The following is a 12,042-nucleotide window of genomic DNA, read 5'->3' as shown; positions in this document are numbered from 1 at the left end:
CTTCGATTGCCCCGTACACCTTCGGCTGCCCGCCCCACCACGGCGACCCGATCAGCGGCCCCCAGCGGGCAGGCGCCCCCGTACGGTCACGCCTCCCCCGACGGCTCTGGTGGCAGCGGCTCCCGGTCGCCGTAGCGGGTGCGCAGTTCCTGGATGATGCCGAAGGCAGCCGCGGTGAGCGGGACGGCCAGCAGCATGCCGAGGACTCCGGCGACGGACGCCCCGGCGGTGATCGTCACCATCACCACCGCCGGGTGCATCTGCACGGTCCGGCTCTGGATCATCGGCTGGAGCACGTGCCCCTCCAGCACCTGCACGGCGAGGACCACGCCGAGCGCCCACAGCGCGATGACGAACCCCCGGTCGGCGAGCGCGACCAGCACGGCCAGGGCTCCCGAGATGAACGCGCCGAGGTAGGGGATGTACGCGCCGACGAAGACCAGCGCGCCCAGCCCGGGTGCGCCGGGCACATCGAGGACGAGCAGCCCGACGGTGATGCAGAGCGCGTCGATGAGCGCGATGAGGGTCGTCCCCCGCATGAACCCCTCGACGGCCCTCAGGGCCCGCCGCGCCATGGCCTCCAGGGTGTCGGCCGACCCGCGGGGCGCCAGGGAACGCAGCGTCCCGGCGGCCTTGTCGGAGTCGCGCAGGAAGAAGAAGACGAGCAGCAGCGCGAGGACGGCCATGGCGATGGACTCGCCGACCACGCTGACGCCGCTGATCACGCCGGAGGCGGCCGTACCGCCGAACTTCCCCAGCAGTTCCCGGGCGTTGGAGGCGAGGTCGTCCAGCGAGGTGCCGGCCGCCCCGAAGTGTTCGGAGACGCCCCGGGCGGCCTGCTTGAGCGAGGCGACGATCTCGTCGCCGGTGTCGATGAGCGCGGCGACCACGATGTACACGGCACCGCCGACCACGGCGACCACCGCGACACAGGTGAGCCCGGCCGCGACCGACCGGTGCACCCCGGCCTTCACCAGCCGCCGGTGCAGCGGCCCGAGCAGCGCCGTCCCGAGCAGCGCGAGGAGCACGGGCACGACGGCGGTCCGGAACTCCACGACGAGCCGGATCCCGACGTAGACGACTCCGGCGAGGAGCAGCAGAACGGCACACCAGGCGGCGAAACGACGGGCGGCTTCGGGGAGCACCGGGGTGGGGGCCTGCACATGCCCACCCGACCACGCCCCGGGCGGGCCGTCCCGTCAGGAAGGCCCGCCAGGGTGACGGGGCGTCAGCCGCCCCGCCACGCGTCAGTCCTGCGGACCGCTCGCGGTCATCCCGTGCACCGCCGGCACCGTGCCCAGGCGGCCCTTCTGGAAGTCCTCGAAGGCCTGCATGAGCTCGTCCTTGGTGTTCATGACGAACGGGCCGTAGTGCGCCATGGGCTCACGGATGGGCTGCCCGCCGAGCAGGACGACCTCCAGGTCCGGCGTGTGCCCGTCCTGCTTCTCGTCCGCGCGGACGGTCAGCGAGGAGCCCGCGCCGAAGACGGCCGTCTGGCCCATGTGGACCGGACGCCGCTCCGCACCGACCGCGCCCTTGCCCGCCAGGACGTATGCCAGGCCGTTGAAGTCCTCGCGCCACGGCAGGGTCAGCTCGGCACCCGGCGCGAGAGTCGCGTGGACCATCGTGATCGGCGTGTGCGTGATGCCGGGACCCTCGTGGCCGTCCAGCTCACCGGCGATGACCCGCAGCAGCGCGCCGCCGTCGGGGGAGGTGAGCAGCTGGACCGAGCCGCCGCGGATGTCCTGGTAGCGCGGAGGCATCATCTTGTCCTTGGCCGGGAGGTTCACCCACAGCTGCAGGCCGTGGAAGAGCCCGCCGGAGACGACGAGATGCTCGGGTGGGGCCTCGATGTGCAGCAGGCCCGAGCCCGCGGTCATCCACTGGGTGTCGCCGTTGGTGATGGTGCCGCCACCGCCGTTGGAGTCCTGGTGGTCGAAGATCCCGTCGATGATGTAGGTGACGGTCTCGAAGCCACGGTGCGGGTGCCACGGCGTGCCCTTGGGCTCGCCCGGCGCGTACTCCACCTCGCCCATCTGGTCCATCATGATGAACGGGTCGAGGTGGCGGTAGTTGATCCCCGCGAAAGCCCGGCGTACCGGGAAGCCCTCGCCCTCGAAACCGCTCGGAGCGGTCGTGACGGCAAGCACGGGACGGGCCACGGCGTCGGCCGGCGCGGTCACGCGGGGCAGCGTCAACGGGTTCTCGACGGTCACTGCAGGCATGTCGGTTCCTCCTCGTGTACGCCCAGTTTAGTTGAGCGTTGAACTTCTTGCCACCCAGAACAGAGAAATCCCGGAGGGCATTCCCACCCGGGGGACGGCGCAGCGAACCACGGGAGACCGGCACGGCGAAAGGCCGTCACCCCGTTGCGGGGTGACGGCCCTCGGGCGTCCGGGTCAGGCGACCAGCTCGCGCTCCTCGCTCACGGCCTCGGCGGACGTGGACTTCCCATCCCGCATCACCAGCGTGGCGACGACCGCCGCGGCCAGGACCCCGAGCGCGCTGATCGTGAAGGTCGTCGACATCGAGGCGGCGAAGGCCTCCCGGGCCGCCCGCACCAGCCCCGTGTCACCGCCGGCGACGGCCAGCGCTCCGCCGATCGACTCCCGGGCCTGCTCGGGGGCGCCGACCGGCATCTCGTCCGCGTAGCCGCCGGAGAGCAGGGAGCCGAGGATCGCGATGCCGAGGGCGGTGCCGGACTGCTGGATGGTGTCGTTGAGGGCCGAGCCGACGCCGGCCTTGTCCTCCGGGATGGTGCCCATCAGCGCGGCCACGGCGGCCGGCATCGCCAGGCCGGCGCCCAGGCCGAGGATCCCCAGCGCCACGGCCGGGACCGTGAAGCCGCTGTCGGCGCTGAGCGTGGTCAGCAGTCCGAAGGACGCGGCCATCAGCAGCATTCCGCCGAGGATGACGAACCGGTTGCCCGCCTTGACGGCGAGCTGCGCCCCGGCCGCGTTGCCCGCCAGCGCGGCCACGGCCAGCGGCAGGAAGGCCAGGCCCGCCTTGACCGCGGACCAGCCGAGGACGAACTGGAGGTACTGGGTCAGCACCAGCAGCAGACCGGCGTTGCCGATCTGGACGAGCGCCAGGGAGAGCGAACCGCCGCTGAAGTTGCGGTGCTTGAAGAGGACCAGCGGGACCATCGGCGAGGGGGTCACGTTCTGCCAGGTCACGAAGCCGGCCAGGGCGAGAACCGCGACGGCCAGGACGAGGAGGGAGCGGCCTTCGAAGGCGCCGTGCTGCGGGATCTCGATGATCCACCACACCAGGGCCGTCATGCCCACCGCCGACAGCACCGCGCCCAGCGGGTCCGGCTTCTGCCACGGCGCCTTCGATTCCGGCATCAGCAGCACACCGGCCAGCAGCGCGAGGCCGACGATCGGGACGTTGATCAGGAAGATCGCCTGCCAGGCGAAGTGGTCGATCAGTACGCCGCCGAGCACCGGGCTGCCGACCAGCCCCAGCATCGACACCGAGCCCCACGCCGCCATCGCCTTGGGCCGCTCGTCCTCGTCGAAGACGGTGATCAGGATCGACAGGGTCGAGGGCATGATCAGCGCGCCGCCGACGCCCATCGCGATCCGCACCGCGATCAGCTCACCCGGGGTGGAGCAGAACACCGCCCCCAGCGAGGCCGCCCCGAACAGCAGCAGCCCGATGAGCATCACCTTCCGGCGCCCGAACCGGTCCCCGAGGCTTCCCGAGGTCAGCAGCAGTCCGGCGAAGACCAGGGTGTAGGAGTCGAGGATCCACTGCATGTCCTGGGCGCTCGCCCCGAGGTCCTCGGTCAGCGTGGGCACCGCGACGGTCAGCGCCATGTTGTCGACCACCAGGACCAGCGTGCTGAGGCACAGCACGATCAGGATCCACCAGCGGCGTGGATTGCGAGCTTCCATGTCCTCTTCCCCTCCCGCGAACACCGTTCCTTCGGTGCGAACACTGTACGCATAGCGGAACAGTGTTCGCAAGCTCTGAGTTCTGTACGCTGGTTGCGCACGCTGTTCGCACGAAGAGGTTCGACAGGAAGGACCCCGATGACCAGGGCGAAGGACAAGAACCCGATCCCGTCCGTCTGGACCCGTGAGCAGCGCCGGACCGATCAGCCCGCGCTCAGCCGGGAGACGATCGTGCGCGAGGCGATCGCGATGCTCGACGCCGAGGGCATCGAGGCGCTCAGCATGCGCAAGCTCGGCGCCCGCCTGAACGCCGGCGCGACCTCGCTGTACCGGCACGTCGCCACCAAGGACGAGCTGATGGAACTGGCGGTGGACGAGGTCGCCGCCGAGATCCACGTCCCACCGGCCGGCGACCCCGACTGGCGCGCGGCGGTGACCGAGGCGGCCGGGTCCTTCCGCACGACGGCGCTACGGCACCCCTGGCTGACCCTGGTCCTCGGCCAGGCCGGTCTCGCCTACCTGGGGCCGAACTACATGAGCTTCTCGGAGCGGCTTGCGGCCCTGTTCACGGCCGCGGGATTCCCCGAGCCGAGCCGGGCGATCGAGACCGTCTTCTCGTACGTCATGGGCATGAGCAACGCGGAGGCCGCCTGGCTCACCACGGTCGCCCGGTCCGGCGAGGACGAGGCCGACTTCATCGCCCGGCTGATGCCCGCGGCGCAGCGGGCCGCGGCCGACCACACCCACCTGGCCCTACCGCACGCAGAGGTCGAGGAAGCCACGACCGACCCCGCCGCCCTGCGCGACATGAAGTTCACCTACGGCCTGGAGGTCGTCCTCGACGGCCTGGCGCTCCGCCTGCCGAAGTGACCACCGCCGGGCCTCAGCCGCCGTCTGCGCAGCAATGGCGTCTAGCCATACATCCGGCGCATCGCGAACTCGACCATCTGCTCCACGGCCTTCGCGTCGAACACCATGCGGTGCTCGCCCTCCATGTCGAGGACGAAGCCGTAGCCGGTCGGCAGCAGGTCCAGCACCTCGGCGCCGGTGATCACGAAGTACTTGGACTCCTTGCCCGCGTACCGGCGCAGCTCCTTGAGCGTGCTGAACATCGGGATCACCGGCTGCTGGGTGTTGTGCAGGGCGAGGAAGCCGGGGTTGTCGCCGCGCGGGCAGTAGACCTTGGACGTCGCGAAGACCTGCTGGAAGTCCTCGGCGGCCATCTGCCCGGTGGTGAAGGCGCGCACCGCGTCCGTGAGGGAGGGCGGGGACGGCTCGGGGTACAGCGGCGGCTGCTGCCCGTATCCGCCGGACATCGGCTGCTGCGGAGGGGCGTACTGCCCTTGCGGGCCCGCTGTCTGGTCGTAGCCGTACATGAGCGCAAGCGTACCGAGAGCGGACGGGCCGGCGGGCCGGTACGGCCCTTCCGGGAAACCGACAGCGAGTCGACAGCGCCCGCTCCGTGGATCGCGGCGGCCGCCGCTCGTAGCGTCGTGTCATGACCGGACGCCATGACACGGGCCCGCACGAGCACGACCGGGGCCTCACCCACGACCTCCCCGAACTGGCCCGCCGCCGGATGATCCGGCTGATGGCGGGCGCGGGCCTCATCCCGCTGGTGGGCTGCACGCCGGAGAAGCAGACCTCGGCGTCGCCTTCCTCGTCCTCCGCGTCCGCGGGATGCGCGGAGATCCCCGAGGAGACGGCCGGGCCCTTCCCCGGCGACGGCTCGAACGGCGTGAACGTCCTGAAGGAGAGCGGGGTCGTCCGCGGCGACATCACCAGCAGCTTCGGCGACTCCGCGGGCGGCACGGCCGAGGGCCTTCCCCTGACGATCACCCTCACCGTGACGGAGGCGGCCTCCGGCTGCGGGAGGCCCAAGGAGGGCGCCGCCGTCTACCTCTGGCACTGCGACCGGGACGGTGCCTACTCCTTGTACTCCGAGGGCGTCACCGAGGAGAACTACCTGCGGGGCGTGCAGGAGACGGACGACCAGGGCCGGGTCACGTTCACGAGCGTCTTCCCCGGCTGCTACCCGGGCCGCTGGCCGCACGTCCACTTCGAGGTGTACGGCAGCCTCGCCGACGCCGTCGCCGCCACGTCGATCACGAACACCTCGCAGCTCGCCTTCCCGAAGGAGGTCTGCGATGCCGTGTACGCCACGGAGGGCTACGGCGACAGTGTGCGGAACCTGAGCAGTTTCTCCCTGGAGGACGACGGCATCTTCAGCGACGGGCACGAGCGGCAGCTGGCGACGATGACGGGCAGCACGGCTGACGGCTACACCGCGGCCTTGACCGTTCCGGTGTGACCTGTCACAGATGACGGATCGGGGTTGCTTCTTATTACCGACGGGTAGCATCATCGTAGCTACTTGTTGGTACGTGAACTAGCGCGAGGATCCAGTGCCTCGCCGATCTCTCTACGGAGCCGGGAGCCGTCGCCATGGGGCACTACAAGTCGAATCTCCGCGACATCGAGTTCAACCTCTTCGAAGTACTCGGGCGCGACAAGGTGTACGGCACCGGCCCGTTCGAGGAGATGGACGTCGAGACCGCGAAGAGCATCCTGGAGGAGATGACCCGCCTCTCGGAGAACGAGCTGGCCGAGTCCTTCATCGACGCCGACCGCAACCCGCCGGTCTTCGACCCGCAGACCAACACCGCGCCGGTCCCCGCGTCCTTCAAGAAGAGCTACCAGGCCTTCATGGACTCCGAGTACTGGCGCCTGGGCCTGCCCGAGGAGATCGGCGGCACCACCTCGCCCCGCTCCCTGATCTGGGCCTACGCCGAGCTCATCCTGGGTGCCAACCCGGCCGTGTGGATGTACTCCTCGGGCCCGGCGTTCGCCGGCATCCTCTTCGAGGAGGGCAACGAGGTCCAGAAGCACATAGCCAAGGTCGCCGTGGAGAAGCAGTGGGGCTCCACGATGGTGCTCACCGAGCCCGACGCGGGCTCCGACGTGGGCGCCGGCCGCACCAAGGCCGTGCAGCAGGAGGACGGCTCCTGGCACATCGAGGGCGTGAAGCGCTTCATCACCTCCGGTGAGCACGACATGTCGGAGAACATCCTCCACTACGTGCTGGCCCGCCCCGAGGGCGCCGGCCCCGGCACCAAGGGCCTGTCCCTCTTCCTCGTCCCGAAGTACCTCTTCGACTTCGAGACCGGCGAGCTGGGCGAGCGCAACGGCGTCTACGCCACCAACGTCGAGCACAAGATGGGCCTGAAGGCCTCCAACACGTGCGAGATGACCTTCGGCGACCAGCACCCCGCCAAGGGCTGGCTGATCGGCGACAAGCACGACGGCATCCGCCAGATGTTCCGCATCATCGAGTTCGCCCGCATGATGGTCGGCACGAAGGCGATCTCCACGCTCTCCACGGGCTACCTCAACGCCCTGGAGTACGCCAAGGAGCGCGTCCAGGGCCCCGACCTGGCGAACTTCATGGACAAGACGGCCCCCAAGGTCACCGTCACCCACCACCCCGACGTGCGCCGCTCGCTCATGACGCAGAAGGCCTACGCCGAGGGCATGCGCGCCCTGGTGCTCTACACGGCCTCCATCCAGGACGAGATCCAGGTCAAGGAGGCCGCCGGCGAGGACGTCTCCGCCCTGGAGGCCCTGAACGACCTGCTCCTGCCCATCGTCAAGGGCTACGGCTCCGAGAAGGGCTACGAGCAGCTCGCCCAGTCGCTGCAGACCTTCGGCGGCTCCGGCTTCCTGCAGGAGTACCCGATCGAGCAGTACATCCGGGACTCCAAGATCGACACCCTCTACGAGGGCACCACGGCCATCCAGGGCCAGGACTTCTTCTTCCGGAAGATCGTCCGCAACCAGGGCGCCGCGCTGAACTCCCTCGCCGAGGACATCAAGAAGTTCCTGGCGCTCGGCGAGGGCGGCGAGGAGCTCGGCGCGGCCCGCGAGCACCTCGCCAAGGCCGCCGTCGAGCTGGAGGCCATCGTCGGCCTGATGCTCACCGACCTCGCGGCCACCGAGCAGGACGTCAAGAACATCTACAAGGTGGGCCTGAACAGCACCCGCCTGCTGATGGCCTCCGGTGACGTCGTCGTCGGCTACCTGCTGCTCAAGGGCGCCGCGGTCGCCGCCGAGAAGCTCCAGACCGCCTCCGCCAAGGACAAGGCCTTCTACACCGGCAAGATCGCCGCCGCGAAGTTCTTCGCCGCCAACGTCCTGCCGGGCGTCACCCTGGCCCGCAAGGTCGCCGAGGGTGTCGAGCTGGACCTGATGGAGCTGGACGAGGCCGCGTTCTAGATCTTTCACGTCCTCTGTTCGAGGGCCCGTTCCCTTACCCCGGGAACGGGCCCTCGTCCGTCGTTAGAGTGACCCCATGACCGAACGAGCCCGCTTCGACCGCGGCCACACCGACGACCTCATGACCTTCCTGGCGGCGAGCCCCTCGCCGTACCACGCCGTGGCCACGGCCGCCGAGCGACTGGAGAAGGCGGGCTTCAAGCAGGTCGCCGAGACGGACGCCTGGGACGGGACGGTCGGCGGCAAGTACGTGCTGCGCGGCGGCGCGATCGTCGCCTGGTACGTGCCGGAGGGCGCCGCACCCCACACGCCGTTCCGGATCGTCGGCGCCCACACCGACTCCCCCAACCTGCGCGTCAAGCCGCTCCCCGACAGCGGGGCGCACGGCTGGCGCCAGGTGGCCGTGGAGATCTACGGCGGACCGCTGCTCAACTCCTGGCTCGACCGCGACCTCGGCATCGCCGGCCGACTGACCCTGCGCGACGGCTCGACGCGCCTGGTCAACGTCGACCGGCCGCTGCTGCGCGTCCCGCAGCTGGCCATCCACCTGGACCGCTCGGTGACGGCCGACGGTCTCAAGCTCGACAAGCAGCGGCACATGCAGCCGGTCTGGGGCCTCGGCCGCGACGTCCGCGACGGCGACCTGATCGCCTTCCTGGAGGAGACGACCGGCATCCCCGCGGGCGAGGTCACCGGCTGGGACCTGATGACGCACTCCGTGGAACCGCCCGCCTACCTGGGCCGCGACCGCGAGCTGCTGGCCGGCCCGCGGATGGACAACCTCCTGTCGGTGCACGCCGGCACGGCGGCCCTGGCGGCCGTCGCCTCGTCGTCGTCGCAGCCGGCGTCCATCCCCGTCCTGGCCGCCTTCGACCACGAGGAGAACGGCTCCCAGTCGGACACCGGCGCGGACGGGCCCCTGCTCGGCAACGTGCTGGAACGCTCGGTGTTCGCCCGCGGCGGCTCCTTCGAGGACCGGGCCCGCGCCTTCGCCGGCACGGTCTGCCTGTCCTCCGACACGGGCCACGCCGTCCACCCCAACTACGCGGAGCGGCACGACCCGACGCACCACCCGCGCGTCAACGGCGGCCCGATCCTCAAGGTCAACGTCAACAACCGCTACGCCACGGACGGTTCGGGCCGCGCGGAGTTCACGGCGGCCTGCGAGGCGGCCGGCGTGCCCTTCCAGTCCTTCGTCTCCAACAACTCCATGCCCTGCGGCACCACGATCGGCCCGATCACCGCCGCCCGGCACGGCATCAAGACCGTCGACATCGGCGTGGCCATCCTGTCGATGCACAGCGTCCGCGAACTGTGCGGCGCCGACGACCCGTTCCTGCTCGCGGGCGCGCTGGCGGCGTTCCTCGAAAGGTAGAACGAGGCCCGACCGCATGGGTGTTCGCCACGGGGGTACCCGGTGTTCCGGGACCGGAACGACCGGACCGTACAGGGAGGCGACACACATGGGCCTCGGCGGATGCATCATCCTCATCGCCGTGGGAGCCATCCTCACGTTCGCGACCGACTGGGACATGCAAGGGGTCAACCTCGACCTGGTCGGCATCATCCTGATGATCGTCGGACTGATCGGCGTCACCACGTTCAGCAGCATCGCCAGGCGCCGACGCGTGGTGGTGCCCCCCACGACCCCGGTCGTGGACGACCCGGCGGTACATCACCACCGCCGCGACGGCTACAGCGACGGCTACGGGGTCTGACCACGGAGGCTCTCGGGCGTCCATGGCGCAGATACGCGGCACACCCTCCGGTACAGAGGAGTCGAGTTCGAGGGCGCGGGGCAGTCGGATCCCCGCGCCCTCCACACTGTGCGGCAGCCCCGACGGGAGGGCCAAGGCGCTCACCCCAGCGCATGCCCCCTCGTGGCGTCCACGTGGTCCGGGACCTCGTCATGGCGGTCGCCGACCGTGAGGGTGCCGGTCGGTTCGAACATGAGGAGCGCGGTGGGAACGGAGGCGGACGGCTTGTGTTCGGTGCCGCGCGGCACAGTGAAGACGCTGCCGCGGGGCAAGACCACCGCGCGCTCGCCGGTCGGCTCGCGCAGGGCGATGTGCAGTTCGCCGTCGAGGACGAGGAAGAATTCGTCGGTGTGCTCGTGGACGTGCCAGACGTGTTCGCCCTCCACCTTGGCGATACGGACGTCGTAGTCGTTCACGGCGGCGACGATGCGGGGGCTCCAGCGGTCGGAGAAGGTGGCAAGGGCGTCGGCCAGGGCGACGGGTTCTCGGGTCATGAGGCGATCTTGCGGGGTGCCGTGGACGTCGTGCGAGTGATAGGAATCGCACATGTCGCAAGGATCCTCGCAGCGCCCACATCGGGTCGCCGTGATCGTCGACGAGGGCACCAATCCCTTCGAGGTCGGGGTGGCCACCGAACTGTTCGGGCTGCCTCGGCCGGAACTGGGGCTGCCCTCGCCTCTGTACGAGGTGACGCTGTGCGCGCCCGCGCCGGAGATCCGGATGAATCACGGGTTCTTCACGCTCACCGGCGTCCGAGGCCTGGACGCCGTGGCGGAGGCGGACACGCTGGTCGTCCCGGGCCGACCGGACAACGTCGTGCCGCGCGGCCCCGACGTTCTGGACGCCATACGTCGCGCACACGCGCGTGGCGCCCGGGTCGTGAGCTTCTGCACCGGCGCCTTCGCCCTGGCGGAGGCCGGGCTGCTGGCCGGGCGGCGGGCGGCGACCCACTGGCGCTGGGCGGACTCCTTCCAGCGGCTGTACCCGGAGGTGCTGCTCGAGCCGGACGTGCTGTTCGTCGACGAGGGTGACCTCCTCACCGCCGCCGGCAGCGCGGCCGCGCTCGACCTCGGGCTGTACCTCTGGCGGCGTGACCACGGCGCGGAGATGGCCAACCACGTCTCCCGCCGACTGGTGTTCGCCGCGCACCGTGACGGCGGGCAGCGACAGTTCGTGGAGCGGCCGGTCCCGGAGGTGCGGAACGAGTCCTTGGCCCCGCTGCTGGCGTGGGCGCAGGAGCGGCTGGGGGAGCCTCTGGCGGTGGCGGACCTGGCCGCCCGAGCGCGGGTCAGCCCCGCCACGCTCCACCGCCGCTTCCGCGGACAGCTCGGCACCACCCCGCTGGCGTGGCTGACCGAGGAACGCGTGGCGCTGGCCTGCCGGCTCATCGAGCGGGGCGAGGAGCGGATGGACGTGGTGGCGGCCAAGAGCGGCCTCGGGACGGCCGCCAATCTGCGGGCGCGGCTGCGGCGGGCGACCGGGCTCAGCCCGTCGGCCTATCGGCGGCGTTTCGGGACCGGCCGCGGGGAAGCCCTGGTCTCATGAGATTCCTCGTGTACGACCGGCTCCTCGGTTTCGGTGACGACTACTGGATCGAGGACGACCGCGGCAACAAGGTGTTCCTCGTCGACGGCAAGGCCCTGCGGCTGCGGGACACCTGGGAGCTGAAGGACCCCCAGGGGCGCGTCCTCGTCGACATCCACCAGAAGATGCTCGCCCTGCGCGACACCATGGTGCTCCAGCGCGGCGGGGAGCCGCTGGCGACGATCCGCAGGAAACGGCTGTCCCTGCTGCGCAACCACTACCGGGTGTCCCTGGCCGACGGCAACGAGCTGGACGTCAGCGGAAAGATCCTCGACCGGGAGTTCGCCGTCGAGTACGACGGTGAGCTGCTGGCGGTGATCTCCCGGCGGTTGCTGACCGTGCGGGACACCTACGGCCTGGACGTCGTCCGCGAGGACGCGGATCCGGCGTTGCTGATCGCGGTGGCGGTGTGTGTGATCCACCTGGCGCAGAAGGAGAGGGAGGACTGAGCCACCCGGGCGCCTGCTTCCGGAGCCCGCGCCCGTCCCCACGGCCCGCGCCCGCTTCCGGAGCTCACGCCTGTCCCCACG

At 70.5% G+C, this 12,042-nt stretch carries 12 protein-coding genes; 7 read left to right on the top strand and 5 right to left on the bottom strand.

Annotation, left to right across the window (positions count from 1 at the left end):
- Window positions 1-86 precede the first annotated feature (86 nt).
- The 3 genes from ACZ7EG_RS11980 to ACZ7EG_RS11970 all read right to left on the bottom strand — a co-directional run bounded on the left by ACZ7EG_RS11980 (window position 87) and on the right by ACZ7EG_RS11970 (window position 3,899).
- The gene (locus ACZ7EG_RS11980; RefSeq protein ID WP_471075887.1) at window positions 87-1,163 is read right to left on the bottom strand and encodes an AI-2E family transporter; all 1,077 of its coding nucleotides are present in this window, start codon (window positions 1,161-1,163) and stop codon (window positions 87-89) included.
- Between the two features lie 84 nt (window positions 1,164-1,247).
- Window positions 1,248-2,225 carry a pirin family protein gene (locus tag ACZ7EG_RS11975; protein ID WP_471075884.1) on the bottom strand — a complete coding sequence of 326 codons (978 nt, stop codon included), beginning with the start codon at window positions 2,223-2,225 and terminating at the stop codon, window positions 1,248-1,250.
- Window positions 2,226-2,399: 174 nt separating this feature from the next.
- Window positions 2,400-3,899, bottom strand: coding sequence for an MFS transporter (locus ACZ7EG_RS11970; RefSeq protein ID WP_471075881.1), 1,500 nt, complete (start codon window positions 3,897-3,899; stop codon window positions 2,400-2,402).
- A 138-nt stretch (window positions 3,900-4,037) separates the two neighbouring features.
- On the opposite strand from ACZ7EG_RS11970, the gene ACZ7EG_RS11965 reads away from it, so the two are divergent.
- A complete protein-coding gene (locus tag ACZ7EG_RS11965; RefSeq protein WP_471075878.1) occupies window positions 4,038-4,769 on the top strand; it encodes a TetR/AcrR family transcriptional regulator C-terminal domain-containing protein in 732 nt (243 codons plus the stop codon).
- Window positions 4,770-4,810: 41 nt separating this feature from the next.
- Here the strand turns inward: ACZ7EG_RS11965 and ACZ7EG_RS11960 are convergent, their stop codons facing one another.
- Complete coding sequence (locus tag ACZ7EG_RS11960; protein WP_030846788.1) at window positions 4,811-5,275, bottom strand: SseB family protein; 465 nt, start codon at window positions 5,273-5,275, stop codon at window positions 4,811-4,813.
- A gap of 122 nt (window positions 5,276-5,397) precedes the next feature.
- Here ACZ7EG_RS11960 and ACZ7EG_RS11955 point away from each other — a divergent pair, with 122 nt between their 5' ends.
- The 4 genes from ACZ7EG_RS11955 to ACZ7EG_RS11940 all read left to right on the top strand — a co-directional run bounded on the left by ACZ7EG_RS11955 (window position 5,398) and on the right by ACZ7EG_RS11940 (window position 9,889).
- Entirely contained in the window at window positions 5,398-6,210 is an 813-nt protein-coding gene (locus ACZ7EG_RS11955; RefSeq protein ID WP_471075874.1) for a dioxygenase family protein, read from the top strand.
- Between the two features lie 134 nt (window positions 6,211-6,344).
- Window positions 6,345-8,171 carry an acyl-CoA dehydrogenase gene (locus ACZ7EG_RS11950; protein WP_471075871.1) on the top strand — a complete coding sequence of 609 codons (1,827 nt, stop codon included), beginning with the start codon at window positions 6,345-6,347 and terminating at the stop codon, window positions 8,169-8,171.
- A 76-nt stretch (window positions 8,172-8,247) separates the two neighbouring features.
- Window positions 8,248-9,546, top strand: a complete 1,299-nt coding sequence (locus ACZ7EG_RS11945; protein ID WP_471075868.1) for a M18 family aminopeptidase — start codon at window positions 8,248-8,250, stop codon at window positions 9,544-9,546.
- An 88-nt stretch (window positions 9,547-9,634) separates the two neighbouring features.
- Window positions 9,635-9,889, top strand: coding sequence for a DUF6458 family protein (locus tag ACZ7EG_RS11940; protein WP_031118113.1), 255 nt, complete (start codon window positions 9,635-9,637; stop codon window positions 9,887-9,889).
- Window positions 9,890-10,029: 140 nt separating this feature from the next.
- On the opposite strand, the gene ACZ7EG_RS11935 is transcribed toward ACZ7EG_RS11940, so the two are convergent.
- On the bottom strand, window positions 10,030-10,422 hold the full coding sequence (locus ACZ7EG_RS11935; RefSeq protein ID WP_471075864.1) for a cupin domain-containing protein: 393 nt from the start codon (window positions 10,420-10,422) through the stop codon (window positions 10,030-10,032).
- A 52-nt stretch (window positions 10,423-10,474) separates the two neighbouring features.
- Between ACZ7EG_RS11935 and ACZ7EG_RS11930 the strand changes: the two genes are divergently transcribed.
- Together ACZ7EG_RS11930 and ACZ7EG_RS11925 are read left to right on the top strand one after the other, a co-directional pair.
- Window positions 10,475-11,473, top strand: coding sequence for a GlxA family transcriptional regulator (locus tag ACZ7EG_RS11930; RefSeq protein WP_471075861.1), 999 nt, complete (start codon window positions 10,475-10,477; stop codon window positions 11,471-11,473).
- Window positions 11,470-11,961 carry an LURP-one-related/scramblase family protein gene (locus ACZ7EG_RS11925; protein ID WP_471075858.1) on the top strand — a complete coding sequence of 164 codons (492 nt, stop codon included), beginning with the start codon at window positions 11,470-11,472 and terminating at the stop codon, window positions 11,959-11,961. The genes ACZ7EG_RS11930 and ACZ7EG_RS11925 overlap by 4 nt, the downstream gene beginning before the upstream one ends.
- Window positions 11,962-12,042 lie beyond the last annotated feature (81 nt).

This window comes from Streptomyces sp. NPDC037100 (assembly GCF_055606225.1).
This window is presented reverse-complemented; position numbering and strand designations above follow the sequence as displayed.

Coding starts and splice junctions, on each gene's coding strand:
- ACZ7EG_RS11975 (WP_471075884.1), bottom strand. CDS start 2,225: ATGCCTGCAGTGACCGTCGAGAACCCGTTGACGCTGCCCCGCGTGACC.
- ACZ7EG_RS11970 (WP_471075881.1), bottom strand. CDS start 3,899: ATGGAAGCTCGCAATCCACGCCGCTGGTGGATCCTGATCGTGCTGTGC.
- ACZ7EG_RS11965 (WP_471075878.1), top strand. CDS start 4,038: ATGACCAGGGCGAAGGACAAGAACCCGATCCCGTCCGTCTGGACCCGT.
- ACZ7EG_RS11960 (WP_030846788.1), bottom strand. CDS start 5,275: ATGTACGGCTACGACCAGACAGCGGGCCCGCAAGGGCAGTACGCCCCT.
- ACZ7EG_RS11955 (WP_471075874.1), top strand. CDS start 5,398: ATGACCGGACGCCATGACACGGGCCCGCACGAGCACGACCGGGGCCTC.
- ACZ7EG_RS11950 (WP_471075871.1), top strand. CDS start 6,345: ATGGGGCACTACAAGTCGAATCTCCGCGACATCGAGTTCAACCTCTTC.
- ACZ7EG_RS11945 (WP_471075868.1), top strand. CDS start 8,248: ATGACCGAACGAGCCCGCTTCGACCGCGGCCACACCGACGACCTCATG.
- ACZ7EG_RS11940 (WP_031118113.1), top strand. CDS start 9,635: ATGGGCCTCGGCGGATGCATCATCCTCATCGCCGTGGGAGCCATCCTC.
- ACZ7EG_RS11935 (WP_471075864.1), bottom strand. CDS start 10,422: ATGACCCGAGAACCCGTCGCCCTGGCCGACGCCCTTGCCACCTTCTCC.
- ACZ7EG_RS11930 (WP_471075861.1), top strand. CDS start 10,475: ATGTCGCAAGGATCCTCGCAGCGCCCACATCGGGTCGCCGTGATCGTC.
- ACZ7EG_RS11925 (WP_471075858.1), top strand. CDS start 11,470: ATGAGATTCCTCGTGTACGACCGGCTCCTCGGTTTCGGTGACGACTAC.